This is a genomic window from Paenibacillus sp. FSL K6-1230, assembly GCF_038002385.1.
GTDB classification, from domain to species: Bacteria; Bacillota; Bacilli; order Paenibacillales; family Paenibacillaceae; genus Paenibacillus; species Paenibacillus massiliensis.
In genome coordinates this window covers 723077-747172 of the sequence record NZ_JBBOCK010000001.1, presented here as the reverse complement: position 1 = coordinate 747172, position 24096 = coordinate 723077, and the positions used below count along the sequence as shown (strand labels likewise).

17 protein-coding genes and 1 rRNA gene are annotated in these 24096 nt (G+C 49.0%); 2 read left to right on the top strand and 16 right to left on the bottom strand.

All coding sequences use genetic code 11. From position 1 onward, the window contains the following. Positions 1 to 173 precede the first annotated feature (173 nt). From MKX74_RS03260 to MKX74_RS03200, 13 genes are all read right to left on the bottom strand, one after another. Positions 174 to 1725: ribosomal RNA gene (locus tag MKX74_RS03260) — 16S ribosomal RNA — on the bottom strand. Positions 1726 to 2312: 587 nt separating this feature from the next. Further along, complete coding sequence (locus MKX74_RS03255; RefSeq protein WP_341177500.1) at positions 2313 to 3866, bottom strand: response regulator transcription factor; 1554 nt, start codon at positions 3864 to 3866, stop codon at positions 2313 to 2315. Next, a complete protein-coding gene (locus tag MKX74_RS03250) occupies positions 3844 to 5622 on the bottom strand; it encodes a cache domain-containing sensor histidine kinase (protein WP_341177499.1) in 1779 nt (592 codons plus the stop codon). Before MKX74_RS03250 ends, MKX74_RS03255 begins: the two co-directional genes overlap by 23 nt. A 227-nt stretch (positions 5623 to 5849) precedes the next feature. Next, positions 5850 to 6719: an inositol monophosphatase family protein gene (locus MKX74_RS03245; protein ID WP_018887355.1), complete on the bottom strand. Its 870-nt coding sequence runs from the start codon at positions 6717 to 6719 to the stop codon at positions 5850 to 5852. Between the two features lie 165 nt (positions 6720 to 6884). Then, entirely contained in the window at positions 6885 to 7886 is a 1002-nt protein-coding gene (uvsE, locus tag MKX74_RS03240) for a UV DNA damage repair endonuclease UvsE (RefSeq protein ID WP_341177498.1), read from the bottom strand. 123 nt (positions 7887 to 8009) lie between these two features. Continuing rightward, a complete protein-coding gene (locus tag MKX74_RS03235; RefSeq protein WP_341177497.1) occupies positions 8010 to 8333 on the bottom strand; it encodes a hypothetical protein in 324 nt (107 codons plus the stop codon). Between the two features lie 367 nt (positions 8334 to 8700). Next, a complete protein-coding gene (locus tag MKX74_RS03230) occupies positions 8701 to 9795 on the bottom strand; it encodes a D-alanine--D-alanine ligase (RefSeq protein WP_341177496.1) in 1095 nt (364 codons plus the stop codon). Between the two features lie 109 nt (positions 9796 to 9904). Beyond that, entirely contained in the window at positions 9905 to 10918 is a 1014-nt protein-coding gene (locus MKX74_RS03225; RefSeq protein WP_341177495.1) for an amidase domain-containing protein, read from the bottom strand. A 117-nt stretch (positions 10919 to 11035) separates the two neighbouring features. After that, positions 11036 to 11860, bottom strand: coding sequence for a helix-turn-helix domain-containing protein (locus MKX74_RS03220; protein ID WP_018887360.1), 825 nt, complete (start codon positions 11858 to 11860; stop codon positions 11036 to 11038). A 203-nt stretch (positions 11861 to 12063) separates the two neighbouring features. Continuing rightward, entirely contained in the window at positions 12064 to 12567 is a 504-nt protein-coding gene (locus MKX74_RS03215; protein WP_341177494.1) for a PTS sugar transporter subunit IIA, read from the bottom strand. Between the two features lie 12 nt (positions 12568 to 12579). Continuing rightward, positions 12580 to 13953, bottom strand: a complete 1374-nt coding sequence (locus tag MKX74_RS03210; RefSeq protein ID WP_341177493.1) for a glycoside hydrolase family 32 protein — start codon at positions 13951 to 13953, stop codon at positions 12580 to 12582. Beyond that, positions 13950 to 16202 carry a beta-glucosidase BglX gene (gene bglX / locus MKX74_RS03205; RefSeq protein ID WP_341177492.1) on the bottom strand — a complete coding sequence of 751 codons (2253 nt, stop codon included), beginning with the start codon at positions 16200 to 16202 and terminating at the stop codon, positions 13950 to 13952. Before bglX ends, MKX74_RS03210 begins: the two co-directional genes overlap by 4 nt. 19 nt (positions 16203 to 16221) lie before the next feature. Further along, positions 16222 to 17628 carry a sucrose-specific PTS transporter subunit IIBC gene (locus MKX74_RS03200; RefSeq protein WP_341177491.1) on the bottom strand — a complete coding sequence of 469 codons (1407 nt, stop codon included), beginning with the start codon at positions 17626 to 17628 and terminating at the stop codon, positions 16222 to 16224. Positions 17629 to 17858: 230 nt separating this feature from the next. Here MKX74_RS03200 and MKX74_RS03195 point away from each other — a divergent pair, with 230 nt between their 5' ends. Next, the gene (locus MKX74_RS03195; RefSeq protein ID WP_341177490.1) at positions 17859 to 18353 is read left to right on the top strand and encodes an RNA polymerase sigma factor; all 495 of its coding nucleotides are present in this window, start codon (positions 17859 to 17861) and stop codon (positions 18351 to 18353) included. Continuing rightward, positions 18350 to 19045, top strand: a complete 696-nt coding sequence (locus tag MKX74_RS03190; RefSeq protein WP_341177489.1) for a zf-HC2 domain-containing protein — start codon at positions 18350 to 18352, stop codon at positions 19043 to 19045. The genes MKX74_RS03195 and MKX74_RS03190 overlap by 4 nt, the downstream gene beginning before the upstream one ends. A gap of 405 nt (positions 19046 to 19450) precedes the next feature. On the opposite strand, the gene MKX74_RS03185 is transcribed toward MKX74_RS03190, so the two are convergent. The 3 genes from MKX74_RS03185 to MKX74_RS03175 all read right to left on the bottom strand — a co-directional run bounded on the left by MKX74_RS03185 (position 19451) and on the right by MKX74_RS03175 (position 23988). Further along, positions 19451 to 21364 carry a beta-glucoside-specific PTS transporter subunit IIABC gene (locus MKX74_RS03185; RefSeq protein WP_341177488.1) on the bottom strand — a complete coding sequence of 638 codons (1914 nt, stop codon included), beginning with the start codon at positions 21362 to 21364 and terminating at the stop codon, positions 19451 to 19453. Positions 21365 to 21540: 176 nt separating this feature from the next. Beyond that, positions 21541 to 22386, bottom strand: coding sequence for a BglG family transcription antiterminator LicT (gene licT / locus MKX74_RS03180; RefSeq protein ID WP_018887368.1), 846 nt, complete (start codon positions 22384 to 22386; stop codon positions 21541 to 21543). Positions 22387 to 22566: 180 nt separating this feature from the next. Continuing rightward, on the bottom strand, positions 22567 to 23988 hold the full coding sequence (locus MKX74_RS03175; protein WP_208115228.1) for a glycoside hydrolase family 1 protein: 1422 nt from the start codon (positions 23986 to 23988) through the stop codon (positions 22567 to 22569). Between the last annotated feature and the right edge of the window lie 108 nt (positions 23989 to 24096).

Here is a 24096-nt window from a genome sequence, read left to right as displayed (position 1 = left end):
GGATGAATTTCATACAGATGAGTTTGAGAGTTGAACTCTCAAAACTGAGCAACGAGTGAGCTGTGAAGAGGATTTCATACGCGCAGAGCGCAGTACCGAATATCCTCTTCTTATGATCGATGGAACATCGATCTGATTTGAATGCTTCCGTTGCAGGAAGCGATTCTCCATAGAAAGGAGGTGATCCAGCCGCACCTTCCGATACGGCTACCTTGTTACGACTTCACCCCAATCATCTACCCCACCTTCGGCGGCTGGCTCCTTGCGGTTACCCCACCGACTTCGGGTGTTGTAAACTCTCGTGGTGTGACGGGCGGTGTGTACAAGACCCGGGAACGTATTCACCGCGGCATGCTGATCCGCGATTACTAGCAATTCCGACTTCATGCAGGCGAGTTGCAGCCTGCAATCCGAACTGAGACTGGCTTTTTAGGATTGGCTCCACCTCGCGGCTTCGCTTCCCGTTGTACCAGCCATTGTAGTACGTGTGTAGCCCAGGTCATAAGGGGCATGATGATTTGACGTCATCCCCACCTTCCTCCGGTTTGTCACCGGCAGTCACCCTAGAGTGCCCACCCGAAGTGCTGGCAACTAAGGTCAAGGGTTGCGCTCGTTGCGGGACTTAACCCAACATCTCACGACACGAGCTGACGACAACCATGCACCACCTGTCTTGAATGTCCCGAAGGAAAGGATCATCTCTGATCCGGTCATTCAGATGTCAAGACCTGGTAAGGTTCTTCGCGTTGCTTCGAATTAAACCACATACTCCACTGCTTGTGCGGGTCCCCGTCAATTCCTTTGAGTTTCAGTCTTGCGACCGTACTCCCCAGGCGGAGTGCTTAATGTGTTAACTTCGGCACCAAGGGTATCGAAACCCCTAACACCTAGCACTCATCGTTTACGGCGTGGACTACCAGGGTATCTAATCCTGTTTGCTCCCCACGCTTTCGCGCCTCAGCGTCAGTTACAGCCCAGAGAGTCGCCTTCGCCACTGGTGTTCCTCCACATCTCTACGCATTTCACCGCTACACGTGGAATTCCACTCTCCTCTTCTGCACTCAAGTCATCCAGTTTCCCGTGCGATCCGGGGTTGAGCCCCGGGCTTAAACACCAGACTTAAATGACCGCCTGCGCGCGCTTTACGCCCAATAATTCCGGACAACGCTTGCCCCCTACGTATTACCGCGGCTGCTGGCACGTAGTTAGCCGGGGCTTTCTTCTCAAGTACCGTCACTCCTTAAGCAGTTACTCTTAAGGACGTTCTTCCTTGGCAACAGAGCTTTACGATCCGAAAACCTTCATCACTCACGCGGCGTTGCTCCGTCAGGCTTTCGCCCATTGCGGAAGATTCCCTACTGCTGCCTCCCGTAGGAGTCTGGGCCGTGTCTCAGTCCCAGTGTGGCCGATCACCCTCTCAGGTCGGCTACGCATCGTCGCCTTGGGGAGCCGTTACCTCTCCAACTAGCTAATGCGCCGCAGGCCCATCCTCCGGTGACAGATTGCTCCGTCTTTCCTCACTTCTCCATGCGAAGAAGTGAATTATCTGGTATTAGCTACCGTTTCCGGTAGTTATCCCAGTCCAAAGGGCAGGTTGCCTACGTGTTACTCACCCGTCCGCCGCTAACTCTCAGGAGAGCAAGCTCTCCATCAAGTCCGCTCGACTTGCATGTATTAGGCACGCCGCCAGCGTTCGTCCTGAGCCAGGATCAAACTCTCCAATAAAGTTATTGAAAAGAGCGATAGCTCATTTTGAATCTGACGAGATTAATATCTCATTAGTTTGCTCCAGTTTTCATACAGTCAAAGACATGTACCAAAAACCTTTGCGTTGGATTTTGCTTCGCAAAATCCGCTCACTCGTTGTTCAGTTTTCAAAGATCAACTTCATTTTTCTTTTCTGTCGTTTTTGCGACAGCTATAAGATCATAACATGTCTCCGAGAGAAGTGCAAGCTTTTTTTAAAAGGCTTTTTACTTTCTAATCCACTCGTTTGCCGCTCACTTTAACGGCAGAACATTAATTTATCATGTCCACAGAATAAAAGCAAGCATATTTTAAAAGTTCCGACTCTGCTTCATCGCCCACCTCTATTCATATATGAGAATTCCCTATAGAAAAAGCGCCCCCCTGCAGAATAAAGCCGTACGCCCGAGTTGATTTCCTCAACTTACTTTATCCTCTTTGCGCTATACAAAGAGCGTCTATGAACCACCAGAAACCTAATCCTAGTGGTTCACTTTTAACAAGTCGACAGTTCACATCAGAATTATCTCTAAGAATATGCTTAATGACTCGCTCTCCTCATTCTCTTACAGCTGGGACCTGATATACTCCGAGGGTGTCGTCCCACTCCATTTCTTGAAGACCTGGCTGAAGTACTGCGCATTCCCACCAAAACCGAACATCTCGGCCAGCTCGAACACTTTCACATCACCCTCTCGGCGGATGTACTCGGCTGCACGCTCAATCCGATAGCGATTCACATAATGAGAGAAGTTGTCCCCTGTGACACGTTTGAAGATCTTCCCGAGATAATCGGAGTTCATATAAAGCATTTCATTCGCTACCCCATTCAAGGAGAGGTCTGATTTGTGATAGTTCTCCTCAATAATTCCGATCATTTTATCAACAGTTGAGGACTGACGATAGATATTACGCTTGTAATAGAGGGCTGTCAGGCGCTCAGCCGCATTCTTGACGAATTCCTGTAGCTCCGACAGCGTATCCATCTCGGACAGGCTGGCCATCTGAGCCGTGAAGTCTGTTCGTTCCTCCTGAGGGCACAGCCGGATCATCGCCGCATAGAGCTGCAGTACGTAGGAACGGGTCACCGCAATCTCATGACGCTGTACTGCAAGAATGCTGAACAGACGATCTACTTCCTCTGCCGCTTTCTCCCGATTACCAGCCTTAATAAGCATGCACAGCTCCTCTACATCGAGATCCAGCTCATCACCTTCCTTCAAGTCACTCGTAGCGAGATCATCCTTGGTGATCAGACTACCTTCCCCCGTATAAAAGCGGTGACTCAGACACTCTAGCGCCTCGCGGTACATCTTGCGCAGCTTTAACATACGATCCGATTCAGTGACAGCAGCCGTGACCTCCAGCTTATAAAATTTGTGGAAGGTGCTGCGAACCTCCTCCACTCCGCTCATTAGCTGACTCGATTCCTCAGGACTCTCCAGAACAATAAGCACCTGACCCTGAATTGTGGTGCTGAACAGAACCCGGCCTAACACATCGGCGGCGATATTTTGAAGAGCGAACCAATGCTCTGGCTCATGCGGACCCTCCAGTCGCATTAGCACCATCTGCACCTGCTTGTTCTGCAGCTCCAGACCGAACAGGTTCTGATAATATTCCAGATCCCGGCTTCCATATGTCTTGTTTAGGATGAACTCACGCAGCACCTGCGATTTGACATGAGGTAGCATTTTCTCGAAATCCTGCTTCATCCGACTTACGAAGTCGTCCCGGTCCCTCTGCTCTTCACGTTCTATACGCAGTTCATTGATAGCATCACTGATCTGATTCTCATTACATGGCTTCAACAGATAGTGCTTCACACCATATTGCATCGCGCGGCAGGCATAGTCGAAATCCTTGTGGCCTGACAGCATGATGAACCGGATATCCGGATAGGCTTCATGAGTCTTCGCCACGAGGCCAAGACCGTCCAGTCCCGGCATAGAGATGTCGCTAATCACAATATCCGGCTGATTGCTCACAATCTGATCGTAAGCCTCCAGCCCATTGCGGGCCGTGCCTACCAGCTCGGCACCTGATTTTTGCCAATCCACCACTTGAGATATGCCGTCCAGAATCATACGCTCATCATCAACCAACAGAACTTTGTACATGAATTTCCTCCCCCTTCACATATGGAATACGGACATGAACAGCAGTACCTTGGCCAGGACCACTCTCTAGGCGGATACCCCATGCTTGGCCGAAGGTTAGTTGAATACGTTCTTCAATATTAGAGAGACCGATACCTTGCCCTCGGGTCTTGACCTTGCCGCTATGCAGCCTGGTTATGAAGTCACTGGTCATCCCTGGACCATCATCCTCAACACAGATCTCCAGCGCAGAATCCTGCCGACGAACACGAATGACGATATGACAAGGCTCAATACGTGGTTCAAGGGCATAGTGAATGGCATTCTCCACGAGAGGCTGCAGGGTCAGCTTCGGAATAAGCGCTGTCTCTACTCCTTCGTCCAGATCAAGCTCGAAGTTCAGCCGTTCTTCAAAGCGCGTCTTCTGAATCGTTACATAGCTATGGACAATATCCAGCTCACGCTCAAGCGGAATCAGCTGCTCCTGCAGGTTCACGGCGTTGCGTAGCAGAAAAGCCAGCGCCTCCACCATTTCCGATATCTTGTCTTGCTTGTTCAATTTGGCAAGCCAGTTCACGGACTCCAGGGTGTTGTATAGAAAATGTGGATTAATCTGAGCTTGAAGCGCTTTCAACTCTGTCTCACGAAGTAATAGCTGCTTAGCATAATTCTCGTCGATTAGCTCACGAATGCGCCGGATCATTTTAATATAGGTACGATAGAGCAGACTAACTTCATTATGAGATGGAGAAGGCATGCGGCCAAGGGATTCCTCTTTTAGCTTGTCAAGATTTCCTTGCTCGATCTTGCGCATATTCGCGATGAGCTGCTGTATGGGCCTGGTAATGCTGACAGAGAGCTTCGCACCGCATGCTAGTGCTACAAGCAGCATAAGTACGAACACCCCCATGACCAGATCCTTGATCACTTGGACTCTTTGGAACATTTCCTGAAACGGAGTCGTGTGCAAATAGGTCCAGCCTGTATAGCTTGAGGTAGCTTTAGCCGTAAAATAGCTCTCCTGGTCGTAGGATTCAATCCCATAAGGCAATGTGCGCTTCAATTCCGTGCTGATTCCTTTCGGGCTTAACAGGGGGACCTCAGGATAGATCAAGCGTTCTCCGTCTACAATCATCAGTTGTCCGCTATCCGCATCCTGTACGCGTTCATTGACGATTCGGTCGATACGCACCTTAAGCACCAAGGTACCCAATCCTTGCAGGGTAAAGGTCTGACCCGTGTAGGACTTGATCTGACGGGCTGCCAGCAGTGACGAGTCTCCTGGAGCGAACCAAGCATTGGAGCCGCTATTTTCCTGAGCAAGACGGACAAGATGAGAGCGCAGATCCTCAGGAATCCCTTCACGGTTCCCCGCCGCCATTACCTTCCCCTCGTTATCAATTAGCAACATGGAATAGACATATTTCTCTGAGCCAGCCAGAGAGATCAGCCGATTCGTGATCTTCTTGTGCAGCACGGTGCGACCGTAGGAGGACTGCTCCTTCTCAAGCTGTCTGAGATGATCCTGCAGCGCTTGGTCTGAGACGACATTGAACGTGAGACGCTCCACTTCCTTGAGCTGATTCTCGATATCTATGGATGACATGTTCAGCACCTGAGAGGTCTTCTTGTACATTTGATCATCATATATGTTGAAGACGTATGTCAGCACAGCAGCAAAAATGGCAAAGCTGGTCAGCATAAGCAGCGTAATGAGCAGCATCATCTTATGATGAATTCCAGCGTTTATGAAAGCGCTTTTGATTTTGTTCGCCATCACACTCCTCCTTCTGCACATCGTTAGGTACAAGCTGGAAGCTGAGGTTACAAGAATAGCGGCACTCACTGTACATTCTTACAATAGCCATTGTCCACGAAGGTTATCCGACGTATATAGATTGGTTACATTCGACGAAAATGTATAAAATCTATAATCTTCATTCAAAATACCCCAAGCCGGACTAAACGGCAAGGGGTATTTTGAACCAACATTACTTTACATCGTTATTCCAGACCTGTTGCGTTGTTCTTGTGCAGAACATCCAGCAGCTCGGCATGAATATGCTTGTTGCTGGCCACAATATGGCGTACGGTCAGATCATAAGTCTTCCCGACCGTATCCGTCATGCTACCACCCGCTTCCTGCACCAGCAGGGCGCCCGCTGCCACATCCCAAGGAGACAATCCCACTTCTGTATAGGCGCTTAGACGCCCGGCCGCTACATAAGCCAGATGCAGTGCAGCAGAGCCACCGGCCCGGAGGCTTCTGACCTGCGGAGCCAGTGCCTGAATTGCCCTCATATTCACGGGCAACGCAAATTCACGGTCTGGTGGCGTACCAATAGCGACAAGGCTGGAGGCCAGCTCACGTTCCTCTGATACAGTCATTCGTGTACCATGCACATAAGCGCCCTTCCCTTTCTCAGCAACAAACATTTCGTCCCTGGACGGGTCATAGATGACCCCGACGATAACCTCACCCTGATGAGCCAGTGCAATGGATACAGAATAATAAGGGAAGCCATGTACAAAATTCGTCGTACCGTCAACCGGATCAATAATCCATAGGAACTCTTCCTCCTGTGCAGCCTTTAATGCTGCAGCAGCGGCCTCACGCCCCGGCTCTACACCTTCTTCACCCAGAATGGCATGGTCTGGAAAATGGGTCAGGATCAGTCTGCGGATCATCTGCTCTGCTCCCTTGTCCACCTCGGTGACCAGATCCTGCGCAGATTGCTTCGTACTCAGGTGCTCCACCGTTCCCAGTCGACTTTTGATCCATTCACCCGCCTTTGAAGCAGCATTAATGGCTACAGCAGTATAGCTCTTGCTTGTAACGACATAAGGAATCTTCTCTTGTTCTCTCTCGTTCACAGCACTCACTCTACTTTCATATCACATCCATAAGCACAGCAACCACGCTGCTGTGCCCATGATGTTGTTATTATTAATATCAATTCGATTGCTTTGCTTGTACAAGATACGCCACTTCCATGGCAAAGTTTCGCCCGAAATTGCGACAAGCAGCATTTCCGCTCATCAGCCCTCTACCTCAATCGTCGCTCCATCCAGGATACGAATCCCTTCACCCTCGTAGGTTCGAAAATCCTCCATAAGCTTCAGCAGTGCTTCATCCTTGCGCTTGGCCTCAATCATGACATCGAGCTCCGGCGTCTTGGCAGCTATGGCTCGTAGAAATTCAAGCAACGGCCCTATTGAGACATGATCAGCATGACCTCTTGGGTCTTTCGTGCTCTTGGGACTGGATACATGAATCTTAGGTGGCAGGGGCTTATCTGCTGAAGATCCGGCCTGAGCGAGTGGTGTATGCCACGTCTTCAATATGGCAGGCCACAGCTCCCAAGGCCTCTCTCCGTCATTGTTAACCCATTGATGGTGAATGTCCAGTACCATGGGCAGTCCCGTATGCTCGCAGACGGTCAGCGTCTCGGATGCCGTGAAGGTCTTGTCATCGTTCTCCAGCGTCAGCCGCTCCAGCATAGCCCGTTCGAGACGAGCTATCTGCTCTTCGAAGCGTAGCGCTGAGGCCTGTTTGTCCCCATAGGCTCCACCGATATGAATGTTATTCTTCGCTGCTGGCCCCAGACCCATGGCTTCCAGCATACGAACATGATGCCAGAGATCACGGACGGAGCTAGCAAGCACCTCGGGGCGGGGCGTGCTCAGTACAGTAAAATGATCAGGATGAAAGGATACCCTCATGCCCGCTTTCTTGATCACATCTCCGAGTGCGGCAAATGCTGGCCGCAACACAGGATACGGGTCCCAATCCCACAGCTCCGCATGAGTAGCCAGCGGAATGAGCTTGGATGAGAAGCGATAGACCATAATATCGTGCGCCATATTGTGACGCAGCAGCCTTAATGTATTATGTAGATTCTCCTCCCCGATACGCTCCAGCTTGCGAATAGCAGCCTCTCTATCCGGGATTTTGCTAAAGCTGGCATACGTCATCGTCCTGGAGGGAGATGCGTTACTGACGGTAACGGACATCGCTACATATCCGAATCTGACTCTCATGCCTTCCACGTCCTTCCGGGTCCATACTTCACTAGCCTGCTCGAGTCATCTATCCACTCCCGAAGCCAGACTGTCTATATTAAGCATATTACCCGGAAAGTAGCGTCTCAATTCCGCCAGATGCTAGGAACCTGACTGACGACTGAAGAACATTTCATCTGCCAGGGCCGTCTGTACTCTCGATTCCTCTTCGTTCAGCTTACGGTTGAGCGTCATTTCCACCTCAGTAACCTCTTCACCCTGAAAATTAATCTCGGCAATGCTCGCTACGATGGTTACGATGGCAACAGCAACATTATCCGGACTATAGGCAATAACCTGCTGACCTGTCGGGAAGACACGCAGCCCGCTTTTCACCATTTTCCCCCGCCCGTATTCCAGCAGCTCGTACAGCTCTTGGTCGCTCTTAAATTTACACACCGAGTTAAACTCTGTCTGGAAGCCCATGAGAATTCCTCCTAAATATGAATACTGTATATTGATTGTAACAGAAAAACAGCTAATCTCCGATTGCCGATTAACTGTAACGCAATAACTTTTATCGGATAGCTGAAGCAAGACCCCTCTTGCTTGGTGAACTCTGAGTTCAGTATGTGAATATTCCATATCATGAACATCATTTTAGCTTGGTTCGTTCCACGATGTATTATTCCCCACACAGGGCTTGTAGAGAGACTTGAGGATTACATATTATATGGTAGCTGGGACTATGTAGATAGTGTGTACTTCTGCACCTCTTGTATCATGAAAAAAAGGGGAGAATCTCTCCCCTTAACATGCTTAGTATTAAATACAATTAATTAAATAAACAAACTTAGTTACCATGCTCATATTGCAGAGATGATCGCTGAGCATAACGCTCTAACCCCAACCGGATCATATGATCAAGCAGCTCGGGATAGGATACGCCAGTCTCTCTCCACAATAGCGGATACATACTGAACGGGGTGAAGCCTGGCATCGTATTCACCTCATTAATCAGTACGAGACCATCCGATCTGCGGACGAAGAAGTCCACTCGCGAAATACCGCAGCCTTCTATAGCCCGGAATGCCTTCAACGCAGCTTCACGCACACGGTCCACAACTTCCTCATCCAGCACTGCCGGAATGACCATTTCCGATTGGCCATCTGTATATTTCGCAGCATAATCATAATAATCAGCAGAGGATACAATCTCCCCAGGCACAGATGCCATAGGCTCCTCATTCCCCAGCACGCTGACCTCTACCTCGCGAGCATCCACGAACTCCTCTACAATGACCTTCAGATCATAACGGAGGGCGAATTCCACAGCCTTCTCCAATTCCTCACGATTACGGGCCTTGGAGATCCCGACGCTGGAACCCAGGTTGGCAGGCTTAACGAAGCATGGATAGCCCAGCTCACGTTCCACCTGAATTAGCAGCTCATGCGGATCCTGCTGCCATTGAATGCTGGTAGCATAGCAGAAATTGACTTGTTCCAGTCCTGCCTGCGCAAACAGCTTCTTCATGACTACCTTATCCATTCCCGCTGCAGAAGCAAGCACGCCTGCTCCTACGTAAGGCATATCCGCCATCTCAAAGAGCCCTTGAATGGTTCCGTCCTCACCGAATGTGCCATGCAGCAGAGGGAACATAATATCAGGCCCACCACCTTCACCATACAGCTTGCTGAACAAGGTATTCATTGCGTCCTTGCTTGATGCGCTAGCGTTCGGTAGCTTCAGATCCTCAATGGCAGGGAAGGGCTCGTGGATCTCCGCACCTTTCCGCCAATCGCCCTGCTTAGTGATGTAGAATGGAATAATAGCATATTTGCTGAAATCAAAAGCATTCTGCACGGCATATGCCGTCTGTAATGATACCTCGTGTTCGCCTGACTTGCCTCCATAGACAAGACCGACTGTCAATTTGTTCTCTGCCATGCTTACCTCCGCTTTCTGACCATGCCTGTGACTCAAGTGATCTCGAGCCTGTGTGTGTTCTGCTTAACTGCCATCCATCTGGATAGACTCATTTCTGAAACGTGATCGATTACAGATGATCCGCAATATGATAAAAGCGATAGACCGTCCTGTCCGTCCACGCATAAGAATCCCGGTAATCCCAATAACGATGACGCGCGCTAACGGTATGGGCGTTGACCAGCGGCATACCTCCGGCATCAAAAGCTGTGACGATCGCACTATGCTGGAACGTACCATCACCATCCCAATCGTACGAGATAACATCCCCAAGCATCAGCTGCTCCGGTCGCTCCACAGGTACCGCGTCGAAGCTGCGCCCACTAGCACCCAAGTAGCGCTCCAGCGCGTTCGATACCGCCCAGCTGAAGCTCCATAGCTCCTTGCCACTAGAACGCCCTTTGTACCACCAGCCCGATTCTCTTTTACCAGTATAGTGGATCGGTGCCCCCCCTGCAAAGAGACATTGCGACACATAATTGGTACAATCTACATCGAAGGCTTCAAACTCTGGATTGTAGCTGTCCCACCATCGATCAGCATAAGCAACTGCCTCTTCCCGCCTGTATCGAATGGGCCGCCCTCCTCCGCTAGCACCAAGCACTTCCTGGTTCAGAAATGGCGGATTGTCTGGTCTCACGATCGAACCTTGCCCATCCGCGCTCTCTGGGAAGGTTGCCTCTGCCTCCGAGCGACCCTCAGCGGAATCCCTCTCCACCCGCGATATGATCCAGTACCGTCCATCACGAATAAACGTCAGTCGCTCCTGCTCAATTCGGTCCTCACGATGTGTCATGCCACCCTTCACATAGAACACCCGAAGCTGCAGTCGCACATCCACTACAGTCTCCTCCGGCAGTGATGTCACAACGCGGAGCTGACTGGCCCGGGTCTCGCTACGCAGGGGCACCGCTCCACGCTCCCTATACCATTCTGCAAGCCGTGACCGCAGCTCCCCTCGCTGGTACAGTAGGCCCAGATCTGTAATGACGCCATCCTCCCGCACAGGCCCCTCTCCCACCTGTACTCTGTTGTAATGATTCACATAGCTGTATAGCGCTTGTCTCCAACCCTGCCCATCCATGGAGCACCCTCCCCTCTCTCCCCCAAGAACTAAGGCTCCTCTTCTACGAAGTCTATGAGGAAATGGGACGCGTTATGAATGGGATGTATGCAGGTTTCTTTACCAGTAGTCATACGTTTAGTTCGTATGCGATTTTTTGTATTCATAAGGTGTCTTCCCCATCACTTCTCTGAATGCTTTACGAAAAGATTTGACGTTGGGGAATCCCGTTTCATACGATATTTCGGTCAGAGACTTATTAGTTGTATCTAGTAGGTCAATGGCTTTTTCCAAGGACAAAATTTGCTTGTATTCAGTAAAGGTCTGGCCTGTATATTCATGAAACATACGGGACAAGTAAGCCTCGGAATACCCACAGACACGCGCTGTCTCAGCGAGACTGATGTTCTCCATGTAATGCGCTTTAATAAAGTCCATGATGGTCTTGAGCTTCTGCTGCTTGGCACTGAATAGTTCCGGCTGAAAGTCAACGGCTTGGCCAAAGTGTTGAAGGAGCCAATACTTAAGCTCCACAATCCGGCTCTGTTCGAGAATGTAATCATACCTGCCTGTAGAGTAATGCAGTTCGTATATTTCCATCAAGAGCGTTCTTAATTTGGAGAGCGTAGGCTCCTCAACCTGCCCTTCCTGTGTATTCAATTGTATAATGATTTGTTCATCAGCAAAAAAGGTCTCTGGAAATTGCAGCACAAGAACGCGGTTCTCCGAAATACTTTGGGTGGAGTGAGGGACATTGCTGTTCATGAACAGCATGTCATTGTCCGTCAGGATCGTAATCTTCCCTTCATGCCATACCTTCAGTTCTCCGCTGATACAGCAAATCAGCTCCATATTGCTATGAAAATGCATGGGAATAACCCTCTCCATGTCTCTCGCTTGAAAGGTGAAGAGGTTAATCATCTTTCTTCGGTCTATTTCGATATGTTCATATATCTTCTTCATCACGACACCTCATCAGCCAGCCATGATCGGGGGATCTATTGGTTATTAATTTAACTATACCGTTAGAAAATTACTCACGACAAGCTACAATTCTTTGGCGAGCGAACACGAAAAGAAGGCCGTTCATCCCACATGTGGAATAGAAAACGACCTTCCTTGGTCTGCTGGTCACACGACAAGCAACTGATTATTATTCGACGGATTCATGATTTCAAATGCACCGTCATGAATGTGCCACTGCTGACATCGCCCTTTTGTCCGATATAAGTCTCTACACCGGACACGACCTCCAGTCCATCCGGGACAAGGACAGGACTGAGTAGTGACAGCTCAGCAGCCTTGATGAGATGCATATCGAACTCAAGTAACAATTGTCCCTTTTTGACCTTGGCTCCGTTTTTGATATGAAGGCTGAAGCCATTGCCCTTTAAAGAGACCGTATCTATGCCGACATGGATTAGAATCTGGACACCGCTTTTATGTTCAACAATAACTGCATGCTTGCTCTTGTCCATGACATGAGCGATCTTCCCGTCAAACGGGGCGTACACCTTTCCTTCGGCAGGCTCAATCGCTGCCCCTGCCCCCATATGTCCCTGGGCAAAGGCAGGGTCAGGCACCTGATCCAGAGCTACTGCTGTGCCGGGGATGGGGAAAGCAACCTCCAGCGCTTCCATTGTTTTCTTATCTCGCCCCCAATGAAACATATGATTCTCTCCTTATTCTACGGATTCCCGTAATGGATAAATGTTAATCTGACCTTTATTGCCGCCTGCCTCAAGCTGTATGCTTCTCTGCTCGGTATCTTCTAGGAAGTATCGCAGAGAAAATACTTCTTCTCCTTGATTCACAAAGATCTCCAAGCTGGAGCTTTCAATGAATAATTGCAACTCTACAGGTCTATGAGATAATTCCGCTTTCCTATACTCTCTCTCGCTTGTCAGCCAACTCGTTCTCCAGACGGTCAGAATGTTCTCCTCGAAATCATAGCTGATCTCGACACTTCCTCTTAATACTGCTCGGAACGATTCCTTCAGCTCCGAGAAGCTAATGATAATCTCCGCCTGCAAAGAGGGCAGCTGCCATGAGCCGTGCTCCTGTACCTCTGCCTGTACACCTTGCTGCCTTAAGCCCTGAAGCTCAGACAGCGGGATCTGATACAACCTGCCGTTCCTTAGTACGATTTCTCTGGGAAGCGTAAGTGCATGGAGCCAGCCCTCACGCACGGTCGGAACAGCTCGCTCCGCATCTTCATTCATGGCACTCATCCAGCCAAACATGATCAGTCGGTCGCGAACCTTAAACGACTGCGGCGCATAGAAGTCAAAGCCTCGGTCAAGCTCTTTAAAATCCTCTATGCTTCCATCAAATTTTCCTGTATCTGATATCTCGCCAAGGATGTACCCGGATTGGTTCGGATTTCTATAGTACTCTCCTTTTTCAGGCAAGCCCTGCGGCGAGAATACGAAGACATCCTGCTCGGCAAACGACAGCACATCCGGGCATTCCCACATATATCCGAACGTATGGTCATGCTCCAGAAATGATCCTTGGTATGTCCAAGCCAACAAATCCCCGGATTTGTATACCAGAGCATCTCCTGTCTGATCCTCTCTTTGGGCTCCAACGATCAGCCACCAGCTCCCGCGATCGTCTCTCCATACCTTCGGATCCCGCACATGCCGGGTGTAACCCGGAGGATGCGGGAACAAGGGACCAAGCTTGCGGAAGCTCTCTCCGTCCTCGGAGATGGCCGCGCATTGGTAGCTTTCCTTCCCCCCGTCCTCTCTGATCACATTTCCAGTGTAGAACAGATACAGCTGGTCCTCATGTACAACACTTCCTCCAGAATAAATGCCGTCCTTGTCATACCATTCCGAAGGCTCCAGCGCGATACCTTTCCTGCGCCAGTGCACCAGATCGTCCGACACAACGTGGGCCCAACATTTATTCCGATGCTCGGTTCCAGTCGGGTTCCATTGATGGAATACATGATATTGACTACGGAAAAAGGCAAGCCCGTTCGGGTCATTCAACAGTCCGTAAGGCGGGGTAATATGGTATTTCAGGTGATAAGCTTCGCTGTTCTTCATGATTTCCCCTCCTGCAATAGCATAAAGCTGAAGGCAAACACGATATCACGCGAGCTTGAACCGATATAGACCTCGAATTCGCCCGGCTCACTTGTATATTCTGAGGTATTTCCGTAAAATCGGAGCATTTCCTCATGAATTGAGAATTGTACCTCTCTCGTCTCTCCGCTTCGCACAAAGATTTTCCGAAAATCCTTTAATTCCTTCACCGGTCTTGCGACACTTGCGAATTTATCCCGAATATACAGCTGGAGTGTCTCCTTCCCATCATGGCTTCCGGTATTCTCGACGGCGATGCTCACATCGACCGTCTCATTGTGGCGCATGCTTTCCCGGCTGACGGACAACAGCCTGTATTCAAATGTGGTGTAGGATTGACCATACCCAAACGGATATAGCGGCTCATTCACTTCATCAATATAACGGGTTGCAAAACGATAGGATCCATTTTCCGGTAAATCGGGCCTTCCTGTATTCAGCTCGTTATAATACACCGGGATTTGTCCGACGCTACGCGGAAAGGTCATCGTCAATTTCCCGGACGGATTGGCTGCCCCATACAACAGATTGCCCAGCGCTTCCCCGCTCATAGTGCCGGGATACCAGGCCTGGAGCATGGCATCCGCCTCTGCAGCCACCTCTGTTAGAATCAGAGGCCTTCCGCTATACACAATGACAACCATTGGCTTGCTCAATACGCTTAATTCACGAAGCAGCCTTAGCTGGGACTCCGGAAGCATCGGGCTTGTTCGTGATCCACCCTCGCCGCTTTGGTAGACACTTTCGCCAAGTGCCAGAACAATGACATCGGCTTCGCTCGCATTTCGAATCGCTTCCTGCAGCAGATCGTCCTCAGCAACGGCTTCAGCAGCCAGCTTCTCCTCGTATTTGCCAAGGGCTTCTCGCGCAGCAAGTGGAAGCATGTACGCTCCCCTGCATACCGAGAGTAGGTCGGGGACAATGTACTTCAGGAGTCCTGTCTTCAGATTAACGGTATCGGCCTCGTCCCCCTTGATCGCCCACATACCAAGGGTAGAGCTTTCCTCAGCATAGGGGCCAATCAAAGCTACCTTGGCATGCTTGGACAGTGGCAGCACTTGGTGTTCATTTTTCAGCAGGACTACAGATTCCTCTGCCAAGGATAATGCAGCTTGTCTATGTTCATCCGACAGCACACTACTCTTCTGCTGCTGCAAGGTGTCCTGCAAGCCCCGGAATGGGTCCTCAAATAGCCCCAGATCGTTTTTTAACTGTAATACACGATACACTGCTTCGTTCAATAGACTCAGCAAATGCTCGTTCCCTGATATGACCTTCTCTAATTGATTGGCGTAGATTGCCGTCTTCATATCCACATCCACCCCAGCGAGTAAGGCCAGCTTTGCAGCGTCGGCACCATCCTCAGCATAGCCGTGCATGATTAGCTCCTCTATTGCGGCATAATCCGAGATCAATACACCCTCGAACTTCATGTCCCGCCTCAGCACTTCACGATTCAGCCATTCGTTTCCGGTTGCAGGGATGCCATTCAGGGTATTGAATGCAGTCATCACCAGCTTGGCCCCTGCTGCAATCGCGGCTTGATAGCCTGGCAGATAATATTGCCTAAGCATATGCTCCGACATATCCACAGCGTTGTATTCACGCCCGGCGACAGGCGCCCCGTAGGCGGCAAAATGCTTGACGCAAGCGGCGATCTTATGAGGTGGTATAGTGCGCTGCCCAGACTCTCCCTGAATGCCCAGCACCAGACTCTCCGCATATTTCATAGCCAGCAGGGTATCCTCTCCAGGCGATTCCATTACTCGCCCCCAGCGGGGATCTCTAACAATATCCACCATCGGGGAAAAGGTCACATGGATGCCCTCATCATAGCACTCCCGTGCAGACATCGCAGCCGCCTGCTCAATCTGCTCATAGTTCCAACTGCAAGCTTGAGCAAGCGGAATTGGGAAGATCGTCCGATAGCCATAGATAATATCTGCCATGAACAGCAGCGGGATTTGATGTGTTGATCTCTTCAAATATTCGGTCTGCAGCCGGATAATCTTATCGGGATCGGTCACGTTCAGGATGGAGCCAGTATTGTATACATTGTAACTGCTGTCTAACCCCAACTTCTTCAGAGGTCCTGTTACGACCGTATCCATATCCCCTTCAAAGAAATCACCGGTCAGTTGGACCAGTTGGCCTATTTTCTCTTCTATAGAAAGGCTATCTAGTTTCTTAAGCAGTAATTGGTTGTCCATGTTTTCTCTCCACTATATTTTATTGATGTGCTGTTTTCTCTTTGAATCCAAAGAACCAGGTAAGTGCAAAGGCCACAGCAAAACCGATAACACAGACGACAATGTACAGTAGGATCTGCTGATTCAGATACAACAAGATTCCTGGAATCGCCGTAATCGACATCCCTGTTGCCTGAATATCAAAAATCCGTGCGAAAAATCCGCCAACCGCTCCGCCAATCAGTCCCATCAGGAACGGCTTGCCGTACCGAATATTTACTCCGAAAATAGCAGGCTCTGTAATCCCCAATAACGCTGACAACGCAGAAGGATAAGCGATGGATTTGGTTTTTACACTTCTGGCCTTCAGTCCGACAGCCAACGCAGCTCCTGCTTGTGCACAAATAGACGCTGAGCTAATCGGGTTGACCATATTCCAGCCGTTATCCACCAGCATCTGTATTTCAATCAGGTTCAAAGCATGGTGCAACCCAGTAACGACGATAATCTGGTTAATACCACCGTAAATAAAACCACCAATACCAAACGGTAATTGCAATATAGCCGTCACGCCAGCCAAGATTAACACTTCGACCTCATGGAAAATTGGACCGATGATAAATAGTCCTAACACCAATGTGACCAGCAGGGTCAAAAATGGAGTTAATATCAAATCCAGGGCTTCCGGAACAGATTTTCTAATTCTCTTTTCCAGCAATGCTCCCACGACCCCTATGATGAATGCGGGCAGCACTGATCCCTGATAGCCTGCAATTTTAATGAAGCCCAAGAATACAAGCGGCTCTTGCACCTTCTGGGCGACATCCCAAGATGTAGGCAAGGATGGGCTCACCAGCATTAACCCTAGCAATATTCCCAACAATGGCGATCCACCGAACACTCTAAAGGCCGACCAGCAGACCAGTACGGGTAGAAAAGCAAAGGCTGTATCGGTCAATATCTGGGTAAACAATAAGAAATTCGCGGGAATCGTATCCGGTGTAAGTCCAAATAGCTGGAGCAATGCTGGCTGGGTGACCAGCCCACGAACTCCCATGAACAATCCCGTGGCAACCAGCGCAGGGATAATGGGAACGAACACATCCCCGAAGATGCGGATCATTCTTTTGAAGAAGTTATCATCCTGGGTAGAGGCTTGCTCTTTCAAATCCGCCTTGGATGTAGATGATATGTTCTCGCTGATCATCGCTTCATACACCTTGTTTACGGTACCGGTTCCGAAAATGATTTGAAATTGCCCTGAAGTAAAGAAAACCCCTTTGGCCTTGTCAATATTTTCGATAAACTCATCATCAATAATTTCCCTGTCCTTCACAATCAGACGCAATCTTGTGGCACAATGCGCCATGGAAATGATATTGTCCTCTCCGCCAAGTCCTTTAATAACATCTTGCGCTATTTTTGTGTATTCTTTCTCAGGACTCATCTGTCTCTTCCTTTCCCAATTAACAAAGTTAGTACTTAATAACTTAAGCATAACATGATGACGCTTACAGACAGCGGGGTTATTTTACTTTATTAAGGTCAAATTTTGACCTTTTTATGCTCTGATCCCTCCGTAAGCTGCTATCCGGAAACATTTTCCTATAAAATTCGTTCTTACTTTTGTAACGAATGACAAGCATGCCAGTCATATGTTCGTGAGGATGTGAAGGCGTGACAGACTTTGAGCAGATTTATAATCAATATTTTCGGGACGTCTATCGCTTTGTCTATGCTTTAAGCCGCAATGAAGCCCTTTCCGAAGAGATTACACAGGAGACGTTCTTCAAGGCGCTGAGAAGCATTCATAGCTTCAAAGGCCATTGTAAGCTTGGTGTCTGGCTGTGCCAGATTGCCAAGAACACTTATTTTTCCCATCTCGACAAACAAAAACGTTGGGTTCCGCTGGAGGAGGATGGCCCCTTCCAGGACGAAGACGGCGACCCGGAGAAAATGCTGCTGATAAAAGATGAAACGATGCGCCTTCATCTGGCGCTGCACCACATGAAGGAGCCGTACAAAGAGGTGTTCACGCTGAGAGTATTTGGCGAGCTGTCCTTCGCCGAGATCAGCGGACTGTTCGAGAAAAGCGAAGGCTGGGCAAGGGTAACGTTCTATCGTTCCAAGCAAAAGATTCAGGGGTTGATGAAGGAGGAGGAACAGGGATGAGCAACAGGGTACATGATAACATTATCAGAGATTTGCTGCCTTTGTATGTTGACGGGGTATGCAGCCTAGAGAGCGAGGAGCTGGTGGAGAAGCAATTGCAAGCGTCACCTGAGCTAAGAGAAGAGTTGGCACAACTGAGAGCAGATCTGCGCTTATCGTTGGAAGCGAACAAACCTTATCGTCAAGATGCCGAAGTGATTCGTAAAATATCAGTAAGCTGGAGCCGTTCAAAATGGACGTCCTTTGTGAAGGGCACCCTGCTTTCCTTATCCGTTTGTAGTGTGCTGCTTCTCGGTTACATTGGCCTGTTTCGCTGGGACGTCATCCCTGTCTCATCTCAGGTTATTGCCATTACGGACCTAGGGCAGCTAGATAATGGCCGCATTGCTTATCATGTCACCTTGACGGATGGGTTCGATTCGAATCGTGCCAAATACGAAATGGATGAGGATGGGAATTTTTATGTCATTCCATACCGCCCTGTCTTCCCCACGAAAGCCAAGGCTGATATTGCAATTCGTTATTATGAGGCCATAGACCATGAGCTGCAAATCTACAAGCAGAGATACGGCGAAGATCGGGAGATCACAGCCCTGTATTATGGCAGACCAGATGACAGCGTGTTGGTGTGGAAAAAAGGAATGAAGCTTCCGCCAGCCAGCGATAAGGCAAGGGCCTGGTTCCAGGAATAAGGGGGCTAAGCTTCATATCAGAGGACTGTCCCATAAGTAGTTTTCCCCTACACTTGCGACAGCTAACTCCAATCGAAGATTGAGGCAGCACTTCCGCTTAAAGCAGCGGAGCGGACGGACTTATTGTGGAAAAGCGGCAGCGGTCGCCTTTGTCCCCGGATTTTCACCGCTTAGGAGAATAGATAAAATCTGGGGACAACAGCGATTGTAACAAAGGTCCGTTCGCGGAGCGTCCATCCAAGCGCACACGTTGATCCTACTTAAAAAACGAAGCCATCCCAAGCAGCCATTTCATGGCTTTTGGGACAGCTCCATTAGCATTGTAAGCTCCAAGTATGTTTCGACAGAGCACGAATGCTCCGATCAAGGCTTTATTCTTCTATATCTCTATAAGTCCATCAAGGCTTAAGCCTTAACGGTATACAGCAACTCTTTCTCCTGTACCGTGGAAGCACCGGAGGATTCAATGGAGCTGTAGTTGTGAATGTTGGTAATGATTACTGGAGTAATGGTATCGTAACCTGCCTTGGCAATCTCAACATGGTCGAATTCCATCAGCACATCTCCGACAGATACCTTCGCTCCCGCCTGGACTTGCGGTGAGAAATGCTGCCCTTTGAGCTTCACGGTGTCGATACCGATGTGAATCAGCATCTCAGCACCTGTATCACTTACCAGACCAATCGCATGACCGCTCTTGGACAAGGAGAACACCGTTCCGTTCACTGGAGATACCACACGGCCTTCGGACGGCTGGATCGCCACGCCTTTACCCATAATCTCTTCCGAGAACGCAGGGTCATTGACCGCAGACAGCGGCTTCACTTCTCCAGCAATCGGACTGAAAATTTGCTCATCCTGCATTTTGACTTCTTCTGGTGTCTGTACAGCCGCAGTTGCAGCAGACCCGCTTGCTACAGCAGAGCTCTCAACAGCTGTAGTCTCGGTAGCAGGAGCTGCCTCTTTCACATCTTCAAAGCCAAGTACATAAGTCAGAACGACAGCCACAGCCATACCAATAACCAGACCCAGGATGGTGTATACGAAAGATGGTCCAATCATGACCGGCAGAGCTGTAATACCTACGATACCACTCATTGCAAAAGCCTTGGCGCCGAAGAAGCTCATGAAGGCACCACCGACAGCTGCACCGATGAGTGCTGCCAGGAACGGTTTCTTAAAGCGCATGTTCACACCGTACATCGCCGGCTCAGTAATACCCATAAATGCCGTAACAGCAGTAGAATACGCTGTGGAGCGAACCCCTTTATTCTTCGTACGCAGACCAACACCGAAAGCACTAGCTGCTTGTGCCATGTTCGCCATCAGCATCAGTGGAATCAGATAATCATAGCCCAGTGTAGCAATCGATCCGATAATGATCGGAGCCAAGGCATAGTGCATACCTGTAATGATAATCAGGGAGAAGGTACCTCCTACAAGCAGACCAGCCAGCAGTCCGGCATTTGCGAACAACCAGGCAATACCATCTGCCAATCCGTTACCTACAACTACACCAAGTGGTCCAACTGCGATCAATGTAATTGGTGCAATGATCAGCAGAGTTACCGTTGGCACCACAATCAATTTCAGGGAAGCATGTGTATATTTATCTACGAATTTCTCAACGTAAGATGCCAGCCATACGGCCAATACAATTGGAATAACCGATGAAGAATACGTTGCTGCCAATACAGGCAATCCAGCGAAGGTCACAGGCTCTCCAGAAGCTAGCAAGGTAATAAGCGTCGGATGGACTATAGCCGCACCAATCGCTGCACCGATATATGGGTTACTTCCCAGCTTCTTCGCTGCACTAAAGCCCAAAATGATCGGGAGGAAGTAGAATGCTCCGTCGCCAATAGCGGACAGAATGGAATGGTTCATGCTGCCTTCGGTCATCCAGCCCATGGAGACCAGCAAGGCTACAATCCCCTTGATCATCCCTGCGCCGACGATGGCCGGCAGGATCGGAGTGAAGATCCCGGAGATGAAGCCCAGCACATCACTTACAGAGCGCTTCTTCTTGACCGGCTCAGTATCGCCTGTGCTTGCTTTTTTCGCATCTGGGGATTTGGACATGTTATTCACCAGCTCGTTATATACCACTGGCACATCGTTACCGATGATAACCTGGAACTGGCCGCCATTCACCATAACGCCCATAACTCCAGGAGTGTTCTGCAATGCTTGCTTGTTCGCAATATTGTTGTCATTCAGGTTGAAGCGCAGACGGGTCATACAGTGTGTGACTTGATCGATGTTCTCTTCTCCACCGACATGCTTCAGTATTTCTTTGGACAAAGCATTTTTATCCATGATGTCTACTCCTTTGAATTTGGATTGGATAGTTCGTAGCATGTGTAGAAATAACCATAGCATGTACAAACAAAAAAACCTAGAACCCTGAATCACCCCGAAGCAATGCAATGCTTGCTTGTCGTGATTCAAAGCCTAGGTTTTGCCTACATTAGTAACAATCCCGTGTTGCTTATTCAATTGGCTTCTCCCCCTACAATCCGCTCAATATGGATCGTGAGGTACAGAATCTCTTCCTTGGACAGATCTCGTCCGTAGATCTTACGAGTATAGCTGCCGATCTTCTCCGCACAAGCAAAAGCTTCCGGATATTGACGACTTACCAGATCATGGAGCATGTTATCCTTGTCCCGCTGCTCAACTGCTGTGCCCTGCAGCACGCGCTGAGCAAAAAACTTCAGATGCGTCAGGAAGCGATAATAACTAAGAGAGTCTTCATCCAGCTCCACCAGAAAACTGCGTCTGACAATATTCAATATGTCCTTCACGATGTTGGTCATGCTGACCGTCTCGCGCATTTCACCATTCATCCGGGCGTTGACCAAATGCATTGCAATAAAAGCGCACTCATCTTCTGGCAAGGAGACACCAAGCGTCTCTTCGATAATTTGTAGCGCTTTCTCACCAATGGCATATTCCTTACGGTACATCCGCTTGATCTCCCAGAGCAGCGCATTCCGAATCGGAAGTCCCTGTCTATGGCGGTCAATGGCAAAATGGATATGATCAGTCAAGGAAATGTAAATACTGTCGTGCATTTTCTCGGCCAGCACCGTCTCAGCATACCGGACGATTTCATCCGAGCATTCCACATATTCTGCGGGAATATCGGACAGTAAGGTCATCAGCTTCTGTGATACTTCCTTGTTGTCCTGCGAAAAGATTTTCTCGATCTGGTCTTCTTCAATAGTATCGCCAGCATGCTTCTTGAAAGCGATGCCACGTCCCATAACCACAAGCTCGTTCTGGAATGCATCTAATACCGTAACGACATTATTGTTGAGCACCTTCGCAATTTTCATTCCATCACCTTGAACCGTCATAGTATAAAAGGCAAAACCAAAACAGGCATGAATTGAAAATGCCGGTTGCTGGTTTTGCCTGAATGAACAGTAACAATCCAGAGTTATTTGACCGTAACCAATTCTAGCATAACTCTAAGTAAATAACAATGGATGGTGGATTGTTAAAAAGAAGCTCTTCTATTTTTTCAAACTTGCACCGTTAGTAGCAATTACTTCCTTATACCAGTTGAAGGATTTCTTCCGGTATCTTTCCAGTGTGCCCGTACCATCATTGTTGCGGTCTACATAGATGAAGCCATAACGCTTCTTCATCTCTGCTGTGGAGGCACTTACGAGGTCAATACAACCCCAAGGCGTGAAGCCCATTACCTCTACCCCATCCTCAATCGCTTCTCCCACCTGTACAAGGTGATCGTTGAGGTATTGAATGCGATAATCGTCATGTACCGTCTTGTTGCCATTCTCGTCTGTAATCAGCTCATCTACTGCACCCAGACCATTCTCAACAATGAACAATGGCTTTTGGTAACGATCGTAGAACGTATTCAGCACATAGCGCAGTCCTTGCGGATCGATCTGCCAGCCCCACTCACTTGCTTGGAGATAAGGATTCGGTACGCCGCCCAGCAGGTTACCTTCACCAGCAATTTTCTTTTCTGGATCACCTGTCTCACAGATACTCACGTAGTAGCTGAATGAGATGAAGTCTACTGTGTTCTTAAGGATTTCTTCATCACCTGGTTCGAAGTGAATGTTGATGTTGTGCTTTTTGAAATAACGGTTCAAATATTTAGGATATTGACCACGTACATGAATATCAGCGAAGAAGTCGTTCTTATGAACGGATTCCATCACAGCGATCACATCATCCGGGTTAGGAGTCAGCGGATAGGTCGGCATGCTCAGTACCATACAGCCGATCTTGGCTTCTGGCATGATCTCATGGCCGATCTTCACAGCAAGCGCACTGGCTACCAGCTCATGATGAACTGCTTGATACAGATCCTGCTTGGACAGCTGTTCCTTAGGTGTGCTGATCCCGCCGCTCATGAATGGGGCTTCCAGAATCGAGTTGATCTCGTTGAATGTCAGCCAGTATTTAACCTTGTTCTTGTAACGATTGAACAGAGTAGTCACATAGCGCTCATAGAAGCCGACCATCTTACGGTTCACCCAGCCATCATACTCTCTGGACAGATGCAGCGGAGTCTCATAGTGAGAGATCGTTACAAGCGGCTCGATCCCATATTTATGGCACTCGTCGAACAGATCATCATAGAATTGAAGACCTTTCTCGTTCGGCTCCAGCTCGTCCCCCTTCGGGAAGATACGGGACCAGGCGATGGAGGTACGGAATACCTTGAAGCCCATCTCCGCGAACAGCTTAACGTCTTCTTTATAGCGATTGTAAAAATCAATTCCGATCAGCTTCAGGTTGTCCTCGGTAGGCTCCGGGGTTGGCGGAGTCTTGATGCCATTTGGCATAACGTCTTGTACAGACAAGCCTTTGCCGTCTACGTTATAGGCTCCTTCGAGTTGGTTGGCAGCTACTGCGCCGCCCCATAGAAATCCTTGTGGAAATGGTGTGCTCATAATCATGAACCTGCCTTTCGTTAAGTGGATGGATATGAAGCCTATATGACCTCATAGCTCAGGATTTTGCAAAATCAAATGGATTTGCTAGACTTGATTCTAGGCCTGATTCAA

Bases quoted from the DNA above. Each gene is read 5' to 3' on its own strand.
- MKX74_RS03255 (WP_341177500.1), bottom strand. From the start codon at position 3,866: ATGTACAAAGTTCTGTTGGTTGATGATGAGCGTATGATTCTGGACGGC.
- MKX74_RS03250 (WP_341177499.1), bottom strand. From the start codon at position 5,622: ATGGCGAACAAAATCAAAAGCGCTTTCATAAACGCTGGAATTCATCAT.
- uvsE (WP_341177498.1), bottom strand. From the start codon at position 7,886: ATGAGAGTCAGATTCGGATATGTAGCGATGTCCGTTACCGTCAGTAAC.
- MKX74_RS03235 (WP_341177497.1), bottom strand. From the start codon at position 8,333: ATGGGCTTCCAGACAGAGTTTAACTCGGTGTGTAAATTTAAGAGCGAC.
- MKX74_RS03230 (WP_341177496.1), bottom strand. From the start codon at position 9,795: ATGGCAGAGAACAAATTGACAGTCGGTCTTGTCTATGGAGGCAAGTCA.
- MKX74_RS03225 (WP_341177495.1), bottom strand. From the start codon at position 10,918: ATGGATGGGCAGGGTTGGAGACAAGCGCTATACAGCTATGTGAATCAT.
- MKX74_RS03220 (WP_018887360.1), bottom strand. From the start codon at position 11,860: ATGAAGAAGATATATGAACATATCGAAATAGACCGAAGAAAGATGATT.
- MKX74_RS03215 (WP_341177494.1), bottom strand. From the start codon at position 12,567: ATGTTTCATTGGGGGCGAGATAAGAAAACAATGGAAGCGCTGGAGGTT.
- MKX74_RS03210 (WP_341177493.1), bottom strand. From the start codon at position 13,953: ATGAAGAACAGCGAAGCTTATCACCTGAAATACCATATTACCCCGCCT.
- bglX (WP_341177492.1), bottom strand. From the start codon at position 16,202: ATGGACAACCAATTACTGCTTAAGAAACTAGATAGCCTTTCTATAGAA.
- MKX74_RS03200 (WP_341177491.1), bottom strand. From the start codon at position 17,628: ATGAGTCCTGAGAAAGAATACACAAAAATAGCGCAAGATGTTATTAAA.
- MKX74_RS03190 (WP_341177489.1), top strand. From the start codon at position 18,350: ATGAGCAACAGGGTACATGATAACATTATCAGAGATTTGCTGCCTTTG.
- MKX74_RS03185 (WP_341177488.1), bottom strand. From the start codon at position 21,364: ATGGATAAAAATGCTTTGTCCAAAGAAATACTGAAGCATGTCGGTGGA.
- licT (WP_018887368.1), bottom strand. From the start codon at position 22,386: ATGAAAATTGCGAAGGTGCTCAACAATAATGTCGTTACGGTATTAGAT.
- MKX74_RS03175 (WP_208115228.1), bottom strand. From the start codon at position 23,988: ATGATTATGAGCACACCATTTCCACAAGGATTTCTATGGGGCGGCGCA.